Origin of the sequence: Pseudomonas sp. IT-P176 (assembly GCF_949767245.1) — a bacterium.
Taxonomy (GTDB): Bacteria; Pseudomonadota; Gammaproteobacteria; order Pseudomonadales; family Pseudomonadaceae; genus Aquipseudomonas.
This window is the reverse complement of sequence record NZ_CATKPN010000053.1, coordinates 1-16,294: the sequence shown is the minus strand read 5'-3', so window position 1 is coordinate 16,294 and position 16,294 is coordinate 1. Positions and strand designations below refer to the sequence as shown.

Genomic DNA, 16,294 nt, shown 5'->3' with positions numbered 1-16,294 from the left:
CGTTCGCCTGGCTAACGCGCTGTGCCCGGTTTTTTGCGTGGCGGATTGTTTTGGCCAATGCACACAAAATAGAGTGACCTATGAGTCATAAAGCGCATCTTCACTGTATCGTGTGAAAAGGGTGGGATGGGTGCCCGCTGTTCGCTGGGTTTATTTTGATGATTTTGGCACCCGCGTCTGGCGCAGTTTTGTCGGCAAAACCCCTTTGTTATCAGTGCCTCTCGATCCTGCGAGCGGTGATCTCCAGTTATTCTGTTTTGGGAAGCCACAATGATTGGCATAAAAAGCATCGCCAGTTACGTGCCAGTGAGCGGGCTTGATAACTACGCTCAGGGCGCGAAATTCGCCAAGGATGAAGAGTTCATTTTGGGCAAGATTGGCTCGGCCTTTCTGCCGCGCATGGATGCCGGCCAGGAAACCTCCGATCTGTGCGTGGAGGCTGCCAATGCGTTGTTCGCCAATAACCCGCAACTGGACCGTCAAGCCATCGACGTGCTGATTGTGGTCACGCAGAACGGCGACGAAGAAGGTTTGCCCCACACCTCTGCCATCGTCCAGGACAAGCTGGGCCTGTCGACCCGGGTTGCCGCGTTCGACGTCTCCCTGGGCTGCTCCGGCTACGTGTATGGCCTGTACGCGATCAAGGGCTTCATGGAGGCGGCGGGCTTGAAGAACGGCCTGCTGATCACCGCTGATCCCTACTCGAAGATTGTTGACCCGGAAGACCGCAACACCACCATGCTGTTCGGTGATGCGGCCACCGCGACCTGGATGGGCGAAGACGCTGCCTGGCAACTGGGCAAGGCCAAGTTCGGCACCGACGGTTCCGGCGCGCCGCACCTGAAGGTCAGCGACGGCGTGTTCTACATGAACGGGCGCCAGGTGTTCAACTTCGCCTTGCTCAAGGTCCCGGCGCATTTGCACGAACTGCTGGATGACTCGGGCCTCAAGTCCGAAGACATCGACGCCTTCTGCATCCACCAGGGCAGCGCGGCGATTGTCGATGCCGTGGCGCGCCGTTTCGAAGGCGAGCCGGAGAAGTTCATCAAGGACATGGTCGAGACCGGCAACACCGTGTCTTCGAGCATCCCGCTGCTGCTGGAAAAACACATGCTCGACTCCACCTGGAAGCGTGTGGCGATCAGTGGTTTTGGCGTAGGCCTATCGTGGGGCTCGGCGATTATCCACCGCCCGTGACCCGCTAGCGCCCGCTAGTAAAAACGCCCATGGCCGCGAGGTCATGGGCGTTTTTTATTGCTTGGGATTTGCCGCTGTCGAGGCCGAGATCAGTGCCAGTCATGACGGGCGCCAGGCGGCCTAAGGCCTTGAAACATTAGGGGGTGGCACGTTGCTAGTAAAAAATTTGAAAAAACCCCTCAAGCAACCTGCATTGACGACGATAACTATTACGAAGGTTCTCTAGGCCACACCCGGCGGTTGCCAGGGCCGGAAGCCGCAGCACCCAACCAACGAGGAATTCGTCATGGCTTTATCTGTAAACACCAACATCACCTCCCTGGGCGTTCAGAAAAACCTGAACCGGGCTTCCGACGCGTTGAGCACCTCGATGAGCCGCCTGTCCTCCGGCCTGAAAATCAACAGCGCCAAAGACGACGCCGCTGGCATGCAGATCGCCAACCGTCTGAACAACCAGGTCAAAGGCCTGAACGTTGCCATCGCCAACGCCAACAACGGTGTATCGATCGCACAGACCGCTGAAGGCGCGATGCAAGAATCCACCAACCTGCTGCAACGTCTGCGTGAGCTGGCCCTGCAGTCTGCGAACGGTGATAAAAGCGACGCTGACCGTGTATCCCTGCAGCAGGAATTCACCGCGAAAGTCGGCGAGCTGACCCGTATTTCCAACACCACCACCTTCGGTGGTCGTAACCTGCTGGACGGTTCGTTCAACAACATCGGCTTCCAGGTCGGCGCCAACGCCAACGAAACCATCTCGTTCGGCATGACCGACATCAGCGCTACTGGCCTGAAGGGTAACTACTCCGAAGCCACTGTTGACGGCACCGCGATGGAAGGCCTGAGCGCCACGGCTACCGGTTCGGTACTGGGTTCGCCAGCCGCTGCCAAGTTCACCACTGCAGCACAGGCAAACCTGCAAGCGGCTGGTACATCGCCAATCACCGGTACCACTGATATCACTATCAACGGTACTGCGCTGACCCTGGCAGCGGGTGCCAAGGGTGCAGCTGTAGCTACTGCGATCAACGCCGTTGCCGGTGTAACCGCTACTTGGGACGAAACCGCAGGCACACTCAGCTTGTCTTCTGCTACCGCTATCGATGTAGGTGGGGCTGACTTCGCCGATATCGGTCTGAGTGCCGGTCCAATCGCAGTATCTCCTGCTTCGATCAAAGGTCCTACCACTGTTCTGGGTTCCGCTGGTGGGATCTCGGTAAACGGTACTGACGTCACTTGGGGTGCTACTGACACCATCGCCGATGTTCTGTCTGAGATTGCAGGTGCTACCGGCATCAAGTCCGCCGACATCAGCCCTGAAGGCCGAATCCAGGTGATTTCGGAAGATGGTAGCGACATCAAGCTGTCCAACACCGTTAGCGGTTCGTTGTCGCAGTTGGGTCTGTCGGCGGCCACTTCCCAGGCCAAGCTGACCGACGACACGTCGATCAACCTGAACGGCGTTGAAGTCAAGTTCAAGAAAGGTGATACCTCTGACGCGATCGTGGCTTCGATCAACAGCGCCAGCACCGGTGTCAACGCCAGCAAAAACGCTGACGGCACCTTGAACCTGTTCTCCGACAAGAAAATCGAAATCGTCGATGGCAGCGCAGGTACCGGTCTGGACGCTCTGGGTCTGACCAAGGGCACCACCAACTCGGTAACCTTGGAAACCACCGTTTCCGACCTGAGCATCCTGTCGGCTTCCACCTCGCAGCAAGCAGTTCAGGCTCTGGACGGCGCCCTGCAGCAGATCGACAGCCAGCGTTCGCAACTGGGTGCGGTGCAAAACCGTTTCGCCAGCACCGTGGCCAACCTGCAGAGCATTTCGCAGAACTCCTCGGCTGCCAAAGGCCGCGTAGAAGACGCTGACTTCGCTTCCGAAGCCGCTGAACTGACCAAGCAACAAACCCTGCAACAGGCTTCCACTGCGATCCTGTCCCAGGCCAACCAACTGCCATCCGCTGTACTGAAGCTGCTTCAGTAATCTCGGCTAGCGGTTGATCAACGGAAGGGCGCGTATTCGTGCCCTTCCGTTTTTTCAGTTTAGAGGTGACGACATGGACATGAGCATCAAGCTGAGCGCGTCTTATCCCAATGGTCTCGCCCAGGCCAGTGGTGGGCCTGCCCATCAGGCCGCACCTGCGGTAGCGGCTACCCCGGAGTCCAGCGAGGAGCCACAGCGCGTGGCGCTGGAAAAAGCCGTCACGGATATCCGCGAGTTTGTACAGGCAACCCAACGCAACCTGAATTTTTCCATCGACGACTCTACCGGCCAGGTAGTGGTCAAGGTGATCGCCACTGACAGTGGTGAAGTGATTCGACAGATTCCATCGGAGACCGCGCTGAAGCTGGCGCAGAATTTGAGCGATGCCGGCAGCCTGCTGTTCCAGACCCAGGTTTGAGCTGGCACGAAATGTGTTTCTGACTGCTGCTTAGGGGTATTTGCGCCAATAAAGCGGCAGCCACAGGACAAGGAGAATAGCAATGGCGAGTTCAACGATTTCCGGCCCGGGTTCGGGCTACGACACCCAGGCCATCGTCAAGGCGCTGGTGGGGGCCGAAAAGGCGCCCAAGCAAGCCCAGATCACCGATCAGCAAAAAGACACGACCATCAAGCTGTCGGCGGTCGGCACGGTGAAGAGCTCGCTGGAGTCCTATCGGGCGGCAATCGCCAAGTTGAACAACGTGGCCGCGTTCAACGGCCTCGCTGCTACCTCGTCCGAAGACAAAAACATCAAGGTCACCCTCGGTGATGGCGCCTCCAGCGGCAAGTACCTGGTGGTGGTCGACCAATTGGCAACCGCCTCGAAAGTCACCAGCAAGGTGTTCGAGGGCGGGGCGTCGGGCAAGGCCAACGCCACCGACGAAGTCCAGACCCTGACCATCAACCAGGGAGAGAAGAGTTACGACGTCTTGGTGCCGGGCGGCGCGACCCTGCAACAGGTGCGTGAGTCGATCAACACCCAGCTGTCGGCCCAGGGCATCAGTGCCAACGTCTTGACCGATGCCAATGGTGGGCGCCTGGTGATTGGCTCGAACACCACCGGTGTCGACACCGATATCACCCTCAGCGGCGATTCGGACCTGGTCCAGGGGTATGACAAGGGGCAGCCAGCGCAGAATGCCAAGTACAGCATCGATGGCATCGCGATGGAGTCCACCAGCAACAAGGTGACTGCTGCCATCAGTGGCGTGACCCTGGAGCTGCTGGCCAAGGACAAGGACAAGCCGATCACTGTCAATGTGGCGAGCAACACCGACACCCTGAAGACCTCGGTGCAGTCCTTCGTCACCGCCTACAACGCGCTGATGACCAGCATCAACACCCAGACCAAGGTCACCGCCACTGGCGATTCGGCGACCACCACCGCAGGCGCGCTGACCGGCGACGCTTCGATGCGGCAACTGGTCAACAACCTGCGCAACGAACTGGTCAACAGTTCCGGCTCGGGCTCCATGAGCAGCCTGGCGCAGATGGGTATCACCACTGACCAGAAAACCGGTTTGCTCAGCCTGGATGACAAGACCTGGGACAAGGCGGTGGTCAAGGGGGCGGGGGATATCGCCAAGATGTTTACCGGCGATACCGGCCTGGTGGCGCGCATGACCAAGGCCACCGAGTCCTACGTGGGCAGCACCGGGACGCTGGCGAGCCGGGTGACCGACCTCAACACCAAGTTGACCGACCTCACCACCCAGCAGGCGGACCTGGATCGGCGCATGGAGAGCCTGCAGAAAACCCTGAGCGCCAAGTACACGGCCATGGACACCATGATCGCCCAGATCAACGCCAGCAGCGCCAGCATCATGACCACCCTCAACTCGCTGAACAATCCGAAGTCGGACTGATAGCCAGGGGCGCGCAAGCGCCCCGTGACGGTGGGCGCGATGGTCCGGGCCTGCGGGCCTGATTAAAGTTTTCCTGGTGGCAGTCGAGAAACTGGTTAGATAAAACCTATTCGCCTGTGGCCTGTACCGAGGTAGCAACATGAATCCTATGAAAGCCCTGCGTGCGTACCAGAAAGTCAATTCCCACGCGCAGATCTCCGAAGCCAGCCCGCACCGTCTGGTGCAGATGCTGATGGAAGGCGGCCTTGATCGCATGGCGCAGGCCAAAGGTGCATTGAGCCGGGGTGATATTGCCCAGAAGGGGTTGATGCTGGGCAAGGCGATTGAAATTATCTCCGGTCTGCGAGATGGCTTGGAGCCAGAGAAGGCCGAGGATCCAGCTGCGGTGCAACGCCTGGATGCTTTGTATGCGTACATGGGTAACCGCTTGGTAGAGGCCAACGGTACCAATGATGTCGAGATGATCGACGAAGTCGCCCGCCTGCTGATCACCCTGAAAAGCGGCTGGGACGCGATCGCCTCACAAGAGCTAGCGCAATAGGCCCGTGGGCCTGAGGATGATGTCATGAGCCAAGCCCTGCAACGCATCGAGCAAACCCGCGAGGCCCTGGTCGAGGCGCTGGCTGAACGCAACTGGGAGGCCATCGGCGAGCTCGACGTCGCCTGCCGCACCTGTGTCGACGATGTGCTCAGTGAGGTGCCGGTGGATGAGCAGGCGCTGCGCGAGAACCTGCAGGCCCTGCTGGTGGTCTACAAGCGGCTGCTGGACGTGGCGATGGACGAGCGTCAGGCGATAGTCAACGAGATGGCTCAGATCAGGCAAGCGAAGGGTGCGGCAAAGGTTTACCATCTGTTCGGTTGACGCTTTGGTTAATCAGCTTGTCCGGGTATATGCGCCATAAATTTGACTATGCACGGTTTTTTGACTTAACTAGTGGCTGTTTGCAGATTTCAGACGTCTATCAGGCTTAACGTGCCTGCAGGCGTCTAGCTTGCCTTTTTCTTTCGGGCACTGAGTTGACTAGGGAAGTTGCTATTGCATGTGGCGTGAAACCAAAATTCTGCTGATTGATGACGATAGCGTCCGCCGCCGCGACCTGGCGGTGATTTTAAATTTTCTCGGTGAAGAAAACTTACCCTGCGCAAGCTATGACTGGCAGCAGGCTGTCGGCTCTTTATCGTCTAGTCGTGAAGTCATCTGTGTCCTGATCGGGACGGTCAATGCACCTGGTTCGTTGTCGGCTCTGTTAAAGACACTCGCAACCTGGGATGAGTTCCTTCCCGTTTTGCTGATGGGCGATAATTGTGCCCAGGATCTGCCCGACGACCAGCGTCGCCGGGTGTTGTCGACCCTGGAAATGCCCCCCAGCTACAGCAAATTGCTCGATTCGCTGCACCGTGCCCAGGTCTATCGCGAGATGTACGACCAGGCCCGCGAGCGCGGTCGCCATCGTGAACCCAATCTGTTCCGCAGCCTCGTCGGCACCAGCCGGGCGATCCAGCACGTGCGCCAGATGATGCAGCAAGTGGCCGACACCGACGCCAGCGTACTGATCCTCGGCGAGTCGGGCACCGGCAAGGAAGTGGTTGCGCGCAACCTGCACTATCACTCCAAGCGCCGTGACGCGCCGTTCGTGCCGGTCAACTGTGGCGCGATCCCGGCCGAGTTGCTGGAAAGCGAATTGTTCGGCCACGAGAAGGGCGCCTTTACCGGGGCGATCACCAGCCGTGCCGGGCGTTTTGAGCTGGCCAACGGCGGCACCCTGTTCCTCGACGAGATCGGCGACATGCCGCTGCCGATGCAGGTCAAGCTGCTGCGGGTTTTGCAGGAGCGCACCTTCGAACGCGTGGGCAGCAACAAGACCCAGAGCGTCGACGTGCGGATCATTGCCGCGACCCACAAGAATCTCGAAAGCATGATCGAGGTCGGCAGCTTCCGCGAAGACCTGTACTACCGCTTGAACGTTTTCCCGATCGAAATGGCACCGCTGCGTGAGCGCGTCGAAGACATCCCGTTGCTGATGAACGAGCTGATCTCGCGCATGGAGCACGAAAAACGCGGTTCGATCCGCTTCAACTCGGCGGCGATCATGTCGCTGTGTCGCCACGGCTGGCCGGGCAACGTCCGCGAGCTGGCCAACCTGGTGGAGCGCATGGCGATCATGCACCCGTACGGGGTGATCGGCGTGGTCGAGCTGCCGAAGAAATTCCGCTACGTCGACGACGAAGACGAACAACTGGTCGACAGCCTGCGCAGTGACCTCGAAGAGCGGGTGGCCATCAACGGCCATACCCCGGACTTCACCGCCAATGCCTTGCTGCCGCCTGAAGGCCTGGACCTCAAGGACTACCTCGGTGGCCTGGAGCAGGGCTTGATCCAGCAGGCCCTGGATGATGCCAACGGCATCGTCGCCCGTGCGGCCGAGCGCCTGCGCATTCGCCGTACCACCCTGGTGGAGAAGATGCGCAAGTACGGCATGAGCCGGCGCGAAGGCGACGAACAGGCGGACGATTGACGCCTGTTTTTCAAGCCCTTGAATAATGGGCGGTTTTTTTTAGGCACGGGTATTGCTACATCCCTCGCAACGTTCCGTTTAACTGACGGTCAGCCAAGCGAGAGTGCACGATGCCCCACGCCGCCCAGATGTCTCCAGCCCCCGATGCGCCCGGCGTAGAGCCGGCAAACCGGCCTGGCCTGGAACAGGCGTTCGCCCTGTTCAATCAGATGTCGAGCCAACTTACTGACTCCTACAGCCGTCTCGAAGCCCGGGTCTGTGAACTCAAGGGTGAGCTGGAAGTGGTCAGTGCCCAGCGCCTGCAAGAGCTGGCGGAAAAAGAACGCTTGGCCAATCGCCTGCAGAACCTGCTCGACCTGTTGCCCGGCGGTGTCATCGTGATCGACGCCCAGGGCATCGTCAGCGAAGCCAACCCGGCGGCGTGCGAGCTGCTGGGGCTGCCGCTGCAAGGTGAGCTGTGGCGCCAGGTCATCGGTCGCTGCTTTGCGCCCCGTGAAGACGACGGTCATGAAATTTCCCTGAAGGATGGTCGGCGCCTGTCGATTGCCACCCGTTCGCTGGATGCCGAGCCGGGGCAGTTGGTGCTGCTCAACGACCTGACCGAAACCCGCCACCTGCAGGATCAACTGGCGCGCCACGAGCGCCTGTCGTCCCTGGGGCGGATGGTCGCGTCCCTGGCCCATCAGATCCGCACGCCCTTGTCCGCGGCCTTGCTCTACGCCAGTCACCTGACTGAGCAGGCGTTGCCGGTGGCGACCCAGCAGCGATTTGCCGGACGCCTGAAGGAGCGCCTGCACGAGCTTGAGCATCAGGTGCGCGACATGCTGGTGTTCGCCCGTGGCGAGTTGCCGCTGACCGATCGGGTCAGCCCCAGGCTGCTGCTGCAATCGCTGCAAGCGGCGGCGCAGACCCATGTCCAGGGCGTGCCGATCCGTTGGCAGTGCGATGCCCATGCCGGTGAGTTGTTGTGCAACCGCGACACCCTGGTGGGGGCGCTGCTGAACCTGATTGAAAACGCGATCCAGGCCAGTGCCGGCGCAGTGCGCCTGAAAGTGCACCTGTATGCCCGGCAGAACACCTTGCGCCTGTGCGTCAGTGACAGCGGTGCCGGGATCGAGGCCGCGGTGCTGGAGCGCCTGGGCGAACCTTTTTTCACCACCAAGACCAACGGCACTGGCCTGGGCCTGACCGTGGTCAAGGCGGTGGCACGGGCCCATCAGGGACACTTGCAACTGCGCTCGCGCCCGGGCCGTGGCACCTGCGCGGTGCTTGAGCTGCCGTTGTTTGGCAGCGCGCAGGAAACGGAGTGAGGTCAATGCTAATCAAGGTTCTGCTGGTTGAAGACGATCGTGCGCTGCGCGAAGCGTTGGCCGATACGCTGCTGCTGGCCGGTCACGACTACCGTGCCGTCGGTAGCGCCGAAGAGGCGCTGGAGGCGGCGGCGCGCGAGCCGTTCAACCTGGTGGTCAGCGACGTCAACATGCCCGGCATGGACGGTCATCAGTTGTTGAGTCTGTTGCGGGTGCGCCATCCCCAGTTACCGGTGTTGCTGATGACGGCCCACGGGGCGGTGGAGCGCGCAGTGGATGCGATGCGCCAGGGGGCGGCGGACTATCTGGTCAAGCCGTTCGAGCCCAAGGCCCTGCTGGATCTGGTGGCACGCCATGCCCAGGGGTGCCTGGGCGGTGGCGAAGGCGAAGGGCCGGTGGCGTTCGAACCGGCCAGTGCCCAGTTGCTGGAACTGGCGGCAAGAGTGGCGCGCAGTGATTCGACGGTATTGATTTCTGGTGAGTCGGGCACCGGCAAGGAAGTGCTGGCGCGCTACATCCATCAGCATTCGCGGCGTGCCAGTCAGCCGTTCATTGCGATCAATTGCGCGGCGATCCCGGACAACATGCTCGAGGCCACGTTGTTCGGTCATGAGAAGGGCGCCTTCACCGGAGCGATCGCCGCCCAGGCGGGCAAGTTCGAGCAAGCGGATGGCGGCACCATCCTGCTCGACGAGATTTCCGAAATGCCCCTGGGGCTGCAGGCCAAGCTGCTGCGGGTGCTGCAGGAACGTGAAGTCGAGCGGGTCGGCGCACGCAAGCCGATCGTGCTGGATATCCGGGTGGTAGCCACCACCAACCGCGACCTGGCCGCAGAAGTGGCGGCGGGGCGGTTTCGCGAAGACTTGTACTATCGGCTGTCGGTATTCCCCCTGGCCTGGCGTCCGTTGCGCGAACGCACTGCCGATATTCTGCCGCTGGCCGAGCGCCTGCTGGCCAAGCACGTCAATAAAATGCACCACGCGGCTGCGCGGTTATCGCCTCAGGCCCAGGCCTGTCTGGTGGGGTATCCGTGGCCGGGCAACGTGCGCGAGCTGGACAACGCGATCCAGCGTGCGCTGATCCTGCAGCAAGGTGGGGTCATCGAGCCGCAGGACTTCTGCTTGTCGGGACCAGTGGCCTGCGCACCGCTGCCGAGCCTGGCGCCAAAGGCCCCGACGCCACGCGCGGTGGAGGTCGAGACTGCGCCCGGCGAGTCGGCCGGCGCCCTGGGCGACGACCTGCGTCGCCGGGAATTCCAGATGATCATCGACACCCTGCGCGCCGAACGCGGTCGCCGCAAGGAAGCCGCCGAACGCCTGGGCATCAGCCCCCGCACCCTGCGTTACAAACTGGCGCAAATGCGCGATGCCGGGATGGACGTGGAAGGACACCTGTTCGCCACCTGAGCAATGCTTGCTCGGCAATTGTTGCGGGGGGCTTTTATCAGTGGGCCCGGGCGGAGCTGGCACCCTTGTTGCTAACACCAGTCTATCCGCCGAGTGAGCGTCAAAAAATTGCGGGTCGTCAGAGAGAGCAGTCATGAGCCAAGGAATTGAATTTAACCGGTTGATGCTGGACATGCGCGCCATGCAAATGGACGCCATGGCCGCACCCAAGGCCGTTGCCGCGCCGCAAGAAGCCGGTAGCAGCTTTGCCGACATGCTGGGCCAGGCCGTGAACAAGGTCAACGACACCCAGCAGGCGTCGACCCAGCTGTCCACCGCGTTCGAAATCGGCAAAAGCGGAGTCGACCTGACCGACGTGATGATCGCCAAGGAAAAAGCCGGCGTCTCCTTCCAGGCACTGACCCAGGTGCGCAACAAGCTGGTTCAGGCTTACCAAGACATCATGCAGATGCCGGTTTAAGGACACATTGAGTCATGGCAGAAGCAGTCGCCAATAACGTTCCGGCCAAGGCCGCCGCTGCAGATGGCAAACCGCCGCTGTTCGGCCTGTCCTTCCTGGAAAACCTCTCCGAGATGACCATGCTGCGGCAGGTGGGCCTGCTGGTTGGCCTGGCTGCGAGTGTGGCGATTGGTTTTGCCGTGGTGCTCTGGTCGCAGCAACCGGACTACCGGCCGTTGTACGGCAGCCTGGCCGGAATGGACGCCAAGCAGGTGATGGAGACCCTGGCCACCGCCGACATTCCCTACACCGTCGAACCCAATTCCGGCGCCTTGTTGGTCAAGGCCGATGACCTGTCGCGTGCGCGGCTCAAGCTGGCCGCCGCCGGGGTAACCCCGACCGACGGCAACATCGGTTTTGAGATTCTCGACAAGGACCAGGGCCTGGGCACCAGTCAGTTCATGGAAGCGACTCGGTACCGTCGCGGCCTCGAAGGCGAGCTGGCGCGAACCATTGCCAGCCTGAACAACGTCAAGGGTGCCCGCGTGCACCTGGCCATTCCGAAAAGCTCGGTGTTCGTGCGTGACGAACGCAAGCCTAGCGCCTCGGTGCTGGTGGAACTGTACTCCGGCCGTTCGCTGGAGCCGAGCCAGGTGGTGGCCATCGTCAACCTGGTGGCGACTAGCGTCCCGGAACTGAGCAAGTCGCAGATTACCGTGGTCGACCAGAAGGGCACCCTGCTGTCCGATCAGGCGGAGAACTCCGCACTGACCATGGCCGGCAAGCAGTTCGACTACAGCCGCCGCATGGAAAGCATGCTCACCCAGCGCGTGCACAACATCCTGCAGCCGGTGCTGGGCAATGACCGCTACAAGGCCGAAGTGTCCGCCGACGTCGACTTCAGTGCGGTCGAGTCGACCTCCGAGCAGTTCAACCCGGATCAACCGGCCCTGCGCAGCGAGCAATCGACCTCCGAACAGAGGACCGCCAGCAATGGCCCGCAAGGCGTACCGGGGGCCCTGAGCAACCAGCCGCCGGCACCGGCTTCCGCGCCGCAAGCCACCGGTGGCGCTGCCGCTGCAGGCGGCATGGTGCAGCCCGGCCAGCCTCTGCTGGATGCCAACGGCCAGCAGATCATGGACCCGGCCACCGGCCAGCCGATGCTCGCCCCATACCCGGCGGACAAGCGTCAGCAATCGACCAGGAACTTCGAACTCGACCGCTCCATCAGCCACACCAAGCAGCAGCAAGGCCGCTTGAACCGGTTGTCGGTGGCGGTGGTGGTCGATGACCAGGTCAAGGTCAATCCCGCCAATGGCGAAACCTCCCGCGCGCCGTGGACCGCTGATGAGTTGGCGCGCTTCACCCGCCTGGTGCAGGACGCCGTCGGCTTCGACGCCAGCCGTGGCGACAGCGTCAGCGTGATCAACGTGCCGTTCTCGGCCGAACGCGGCGAAGTGATTGCCGAGATTCCGTTCTATTCCCAGCCCTGGTTCTGGGATGTGGTGAAACAAGTGGTCGGCGTGTTGTTCATCCTGGTGCTGGTATTCGGCGTGCTGCGTCCGGTACTCAACAACATCACCGGTGGTGGCAAAGGCCGGCAACTGGCAGGGATCGGCAGCGATGCCGAGCTCGGCGGCATGGGTGGGCTGGATGGTGAGCTGGGCAATGACCGGGTCAGCCTCGGCGGCCCGCAAAGCATCCTGCTGCCAAGCCCGAGCGAAGGCTATGACGCCCAGTTGAACGCAATCAAGAGCCTGGTGGCCGAAGATCCGGGCCGTGTGGCTCAGGTCGTGAAAGAGTGGATTAACGCAGATGAGTGATAACCGAGCCTCGATCGCCAAACTCAGCCGGGTCGACAAAGCCGCGATCCTGCTGCTGTCTCTGGGCGAAACCGACGCCGCGCAAGTGCTGCGCCACATGGGCCCGAAAGAGGTCCAGCGCGTCGGCGTGGCCATGGCGCAGATGGGCAACGTGCACCGCGAGCAGGTCGAGCAGGTGATGAGCGAGTTCGTCGACATCGTCGGCGACCAGACCAGCCTGGGCGTGGGCTCCGATGGCTACATCCGCAAAATGCTCACCCAGGCCCTGGGCGAAGACAAGGCCAATGGCCTGATCGACCGGATCCTGCTGGGCGGCAACACCAGCGGCCTGGACAGCCTCAAGTGGATGGAGCCGCGCGCGGTAGCGGATGTGATCCGCTATGAGCACCCGCAGATCCAGGCCATTGTGGTGGCGTACCTGGACCCCGACCAGGCCGGTGAAGTGCTGGGCAACTTCGACCACAAGGTGCGCCTGGACATCATCCTGCGCGTGTCGTCGTTGAACACCGTGCAACCGGCGGCGCTCAAGGAACTCAACCAGATTCTCGAGAAACAGTTCTCCGGCAATTCCAACGCCTCGCGCACCACCCTGGGTGGGATCAAGCGTGCCGCCGACATCATGAACTTCCTCGACAGTTCGATCGAAGGCCAGCTCATGGACTCGATCCGCGAAGTCGACGAAGACCTGTCCGGCCAGATCGAAGACCTGATGTTCGTGTTCAACAACCTGGCCGATGTCGATGACCGCGGGATCCAGGCGTTGCTGCGCGAAGTCTCCTCCGACGTGCTGGTGCTGGCCCTCAAGGGTTCGGACGAAGGGGTCAAGGAGAAGATCTTCAAGAACATGTCCAAGCGCGCTGCTGAACTGCTGCGCGACGACCTCGAGGCCAAGGGCCCGGTGCGCGTCAGTGATGTCGAGACGGCACAAAAGGAAATCCTCACCATTGCCCGCCGTATGGCCGAAGCCGGAGAAATCGTTCTCGGCGGGAAGGGCGGCGAAGAAATGATCTGACCCTATGGCTGCCAAGAGTGATGAGTCGCCCAGCGACCTGATTCGTGCGCGTGATGTCAGCGGGCTCGATATCTGGGCGCTGCCCAGTTTTGACCCGTACGTCCCGGAACCCGAGCCTGAGCCCGAGCCAGAACCGCCGGAGATGGAGGAAGTGCCGCTGGAGGAAGTCCAGCCACTGACCCTGGAAGAACTCGAGAGCATTCGCCAGGAAGCCTGGAACGAAGGGTTTGCCACCGGCGAAAAAGAAGGCTTTCACAGCACCACGCTCAAGGTTCGCCAGGAAGCCGAAGTGGCCCTCAATGGCAAGTTGGCCAGCCTGGAACGGCTGATGGTTAACCTGTTCGAGCCCATCGCCGAGCAGGACACGCAGATTGAAAAGAGCCTGGTAGCGCTGGTCCAGCACGTGACCCGGCAGGTGATCCAGCGCGAGCTGGCGATCGACTCGAGCCAACTCGAACACGTCATGCGCGAAGCCCTCAAGCTGCTGCCGCTGGGGGTTGCGAACGTACGCCTGTACGTCAACCCGCAGGATTTTGCCCAGGTCAAAGCCCTGCGCGAACGCCACGAGGAAACCTGGCGCATCGTCGAGGACGAGGCGCTGTTGCCCGGTGGTTGCCGGGTCGAGACCGAACACAGCCGGATCGACGCGACGGTGGAAACCCGCATCGCCCAGGCCACGGCCCAGTTGCTCGACCAGTTGCACGAGCAGGCGCTGCACCCGGCGCCAGCGGATTTACAACTGGACCTGTCTGTCGTTGCGCCGCCGGTCAGTCCTGATGCGCCTTGATCGCACCAGCTTTGCCAAGCGTCTGGGCAGCTACGCCGCTGCGGTGGAGTTGCCGGGCCAGCCGGTCCTCGAAGGGCGCCTGTTGCGCATGGTCGGCCTGACGCTCGAGGCCGAAGGCTTGCGCGCAGCCATGGGCAGCCGCTGTCGGGTGATCAACGACGACAGCTACCACCCGGTCGAAGTCGAAGCCGAGGTCATGGGCTTTTCCGGCAACAAAGTATTCCTGATGCCGGTGGGCAGCGTCGCCGGGATCGCTCCGGGCGCGCGGGTCGTGCCGCTGGCGGACAATGGCCGCCTGCCGATGGGCATGAGCATGCTCGGGCGGGTGCTCGACGGTGCCGGTCGGGCGCTGGACGGCAAGGGCGGGATGAAGGCCGAAGACTGGGTGCCAATGGACGGCCCGACCATCAACCCGCTCAACCGCGACCCCATCAGCGTGCCGCTGGACGTCGGCATTCGTTCGATCAACGGCTTGCTCACAGTCGGCCGCGGCCAGCGCCTGGGCCTGTTCGCCGGTACCGGGGTGGGTAAGAGTGTGCTGCTGGGCATGATGACCCGCTTTACCGAAGCCGACATCATCGTGGTTGGGCTGATCGGGGAGCGGGGCCGGGAGGTCAAGGAGTTCATCGAGCACATCCTCGGTGAAGAGGGCCTCAAGCGCTCGGTGGTGGTGGCGTCGCCGGCCGATGATGCGCCGCTGATGCGTATGCGCGCGGCAATGTACTGCACGCGCATCGCCGAATATTTTCGCGACAAGGGCAATAATGTCCTGTTGCTGATGGACTCGCTGACCCGTTTTGCCCAGGCCCAGCGGGAAATCGCCCTGGCCATCGGCGAGCCGCCAGCGACCAAGGGTTATCCACCCTCGGTATTCGCCAAGTTGCCGAAACTGGTGGAGCGCGCGGGCAATGCCGAGGCGGGCGGCGGTTCGATCACGGCGTTCTATACCGTACTGTCGGAAGGCGACGACCAGCAGGACCCGATCGCCGATTCGGCGCGGGGTGTGCTCGACGGCCACATCGTGTTGTCCCGGCGCCTGGCTGAGGAGGGGCACTACCCGGCCATTGATATCGAAGCATCCATCAGCCGGGTCATGCCCTCGGTGGTTTCGCCGGAGCACATGCGCCGCGCCCAATACTTCAAGCAGCTCTGGTCGCGTTATCAACAGAGTCGCGACCTGATCAGCGTCGGCGCCTATGTGGCCGGGGGCGATCGCGAGACCGACACGGCCATTGCCCTGCAGCCGACCATGGTCAGCTACCTGCGCCAGGGCCTCAACGACAACATCAGCCTGGGCGAAAGCCACGCCCACCTGGAAACCATCTTCGCTCCGGCAGCCGGAGGCTAAGCGGCCATGGCCCAGAGCCGAGCAGCGCGCCTGGCGCCGGTGGTCGATATGGCGGAAAAGGCCGAGAAGACCGCCGCCCAGCGCCTGGGCTACTTCCAGGGCCAGGTGAGGCTCGCCGAAAACAAGCTGGCTGACCTCGACGGATTTCGCCTCGAGTACCTGGAGCGCTGGGTCGAGCGCGGCCGCGAAGGGGTGTCTGGGCAATGGCTGCTGGGTTACCAGGGCTTCCTCGCGCAACTGGGCACGGCTATCGACCAGCAGCGGCAAAGCCTGGCCTGGCATCAGAACAACCTCAACCAGGCACGCGACGGCTGGCAACAGGCCTACGCCCGGGTCGAAGGCTTGCGCAAGCTGGTGCAGCGCTACATCGACGAGGCCCGGCAACTGGAAGACAAGCGTGAGCAGAAGCTGCTCGATGAGTTGTCCCAGCGCCTGCCCCGGGAGAGTCCGTATCGTTGATTGATGCGGGCCGATGGGCGAATGGGAGCGGCTGCAGGCTGTGATCTTTTGATCTTGGCTTTGTGGGCATATCCGTTGCTGCGGTAGCGGCGGCTTATGGTTTCGCCCTTACGGCCAGCCCTTTCAAGGTCTTTTGACTTTAGCA

Annotated in this window: 15 protein-coding genes; all 15 read left to right on the top strand. The window is 61.9% G+C overall.

The window, feature by feature from the left end; all coding sequences use genetic code 11:
* Positions 1 to 270: 270 nt before the first annotated feature.
* Positions 271 to 1,197, top strand: coding sequence for a ketoacyl-ACP synthase III (locus ACM6IP_RS15730; protein ID WP_095169996.1), 927 nt, complete (start codon positions 271 to 273; stop codon positions 1,195 to 1,197).
* Between the two features lie 286 nt (positions 1,198 to 1,483).
* On the top strand, positions 1,484 to 3,184 hold the full coding sequence (locus tag ACM6IP_RS15725) for a flagellin (RefSeq protein WP_414861833.1): 1,701 nt from the start codon (positions 1,484 to 1,486) through the stop codon (positions 3,182 to 3,184).
* A gap of 73 nt (positions 3,185 to 3,257) precedes the next feature.
* Positions 3,258 to 3,602, top strand: a complete 345-nt coding sequence (locus ACM6IP_RS15720) for a flagellar protein FlaG (protein WP_401129105.1) — start codon at positions 3,258 to 3,260, stop codon at positions 3,600 to 3,602.
* A gap of 82 nt (positions 3,603 to 3,684) precedes the next feature.
* Positions 3,685 to 5,049 carry a flagellar filament capping protein FliD gene (fliD, locus tag ACM6IP_RS15715; protein ID WP_414861832.1) on the top strand — a complete coding sequence of 455 codons (1,365 nt, stop codon included), beginning with the start codon at positions 3,685 to 3,687 and terminating at the stop codon, positions 5,047 to 5,049.
* Between the two features lie 139 nt (positions 5,050 to 5,188).
* Complete coding sequence (gene fliS, locus ACM6IP_RS15710; RefSeq protein WP_320333901.1) at positions 5,189 to 5,590, top strand: flagellar export chaperone FliS; 402 nt, start codon at positions 5,189 to 5,191, stop codon at positions 5,588 to 5,590.
* A gap of 24 nt (positions 5,591 to 5,614) precedes the next feature.
* Complete coding sequence (fliT, locus tag ACM6IP_RS15705; RefSeq protein WP_095169991.1) at positions 5,615 to 5,911, top strand: flagellar protein FliT; 297 nt, start codon at positions 5,615 to 5,617, stop codon at positions 5,909 to 5,911.
* 178 nt (positions 5,912 to 6,089) lie between these two features.
* Positions 6,090 to 7,565: a sigma-54 dependent transcriptional regulator gene (locus ACM6IP_RS15700; RefSeq protein WP_095169990.1), complete on the top strand. Its 1,476-nt coding sequence runs from the start codon at positions 6,090 to 6,092 to the stop codon at positions 7,563 to 7,565.
* Positions 7,566 to 7,675: 110 nt separating this feature from the next.
* Positions 7,676 to 8,875 (top strand): sensor histidine kinase, encoded by a 1,200-nt coding sequence (locus ACM6IP_RS15695; protein ID WP_414861831.1) that lies wholly within the window; start codon positions 7,676 to 7,678, stop codon positions 8,873 to 8,875.
* 5 nt (positions 8,876 to 8,880) lie between these two features.
* On the top strand, positions 8,881 to 10,281 hold the full coding sequence (locus ACM6IP_RS15690) for a sigma-54-dependent transcriptional regulator (RefSeq protein ID WP_401129111.1): 1,401 nt from the start codon (positions 8,881 to 8,883) through the stop codon (positions 10,279 to 10,281).
* A gap of 133 nt (positions 10,282 to 10,414) precedes the next feature.
* On the top strand, positions 10,415 to 10,741 hold the full coding sequence (fliE, locus tag ACM6IP_RS15685; RefSeq protein WP_095169987.1) for a flagellar hook-basal body complex protein FliE: 327 nt from the start codon (positions 10,415 to 10,417) through the stop codon (positions 10,739 to 10,741).
* A gap of 14 nt (positions 10,742 to 10,755) precedes the next feature.
* Entirely contained in the window at positions 10,756 to 12,543 is a 1,788-nt protein-coding gene (fliF, locus tag ACM6IP_RS15680; protein ID WP_414861830.1) for a flagellar basal-body MS-ring/collar protein FliF, read from the top strand.
* Positions 12,536 to 13,555 (top strand): flagellar motor switch protein FliG, encoded by a 1,020-nt coding sequence (fliG, locus tag ACM6IP_RS15675; RefSeq protein WP_095169985.1) that lies wholly within the window; start codon positions 12,536 to 12,538, stop codon positions 13,553 to 13,555. Before fliF ends, fliG begins: the two co-directional genes overlap by 8 nt.
* Before the next feature lie 4 nt (positions 13,556 to 13,559).
* Positions 13,560 to 14,342, top strand: coding sequence for a flagellar assembly protein FliH (fliH, locus tag ACM6IP_RS15670; protein ID WP_320333904.1), 783 nt, complete (start codon positions 13,560 to 13,562; stop codon positions 14,340 to 14,342).
* On the top strand, positions 14,332 to 15,690 hold the full coding sequence (gene fliI / locus ACM6IP_RS15665) for a flagellar protein export ATPase FliI (RefSeq protein ID WP_414861829.1): 1,359 nt from the start codon (positions 14,332 to 14,334) through the stop codon (positions 15,688 to 15,690). Before fliH ends, fliI begins: the two co-directional genes overlap by 11 nt.
* 6 nt (positions 15,691 to 15,696) lie before the next feature.
* Positions 15,697 to 16,149 (top strand): flagellar export protein FliJ, encoded by a 453-nt coding sequence (gene fliJ, locus ACM6IP_RS15660; protein WP_095169982.1) that lies wholly within the window; start codon positions 15,697 to 15,699, stop codon positions 16,147 to 16,149.
* Positions 16,150 to 16,294: the final 145 nt, after the last annotated feature.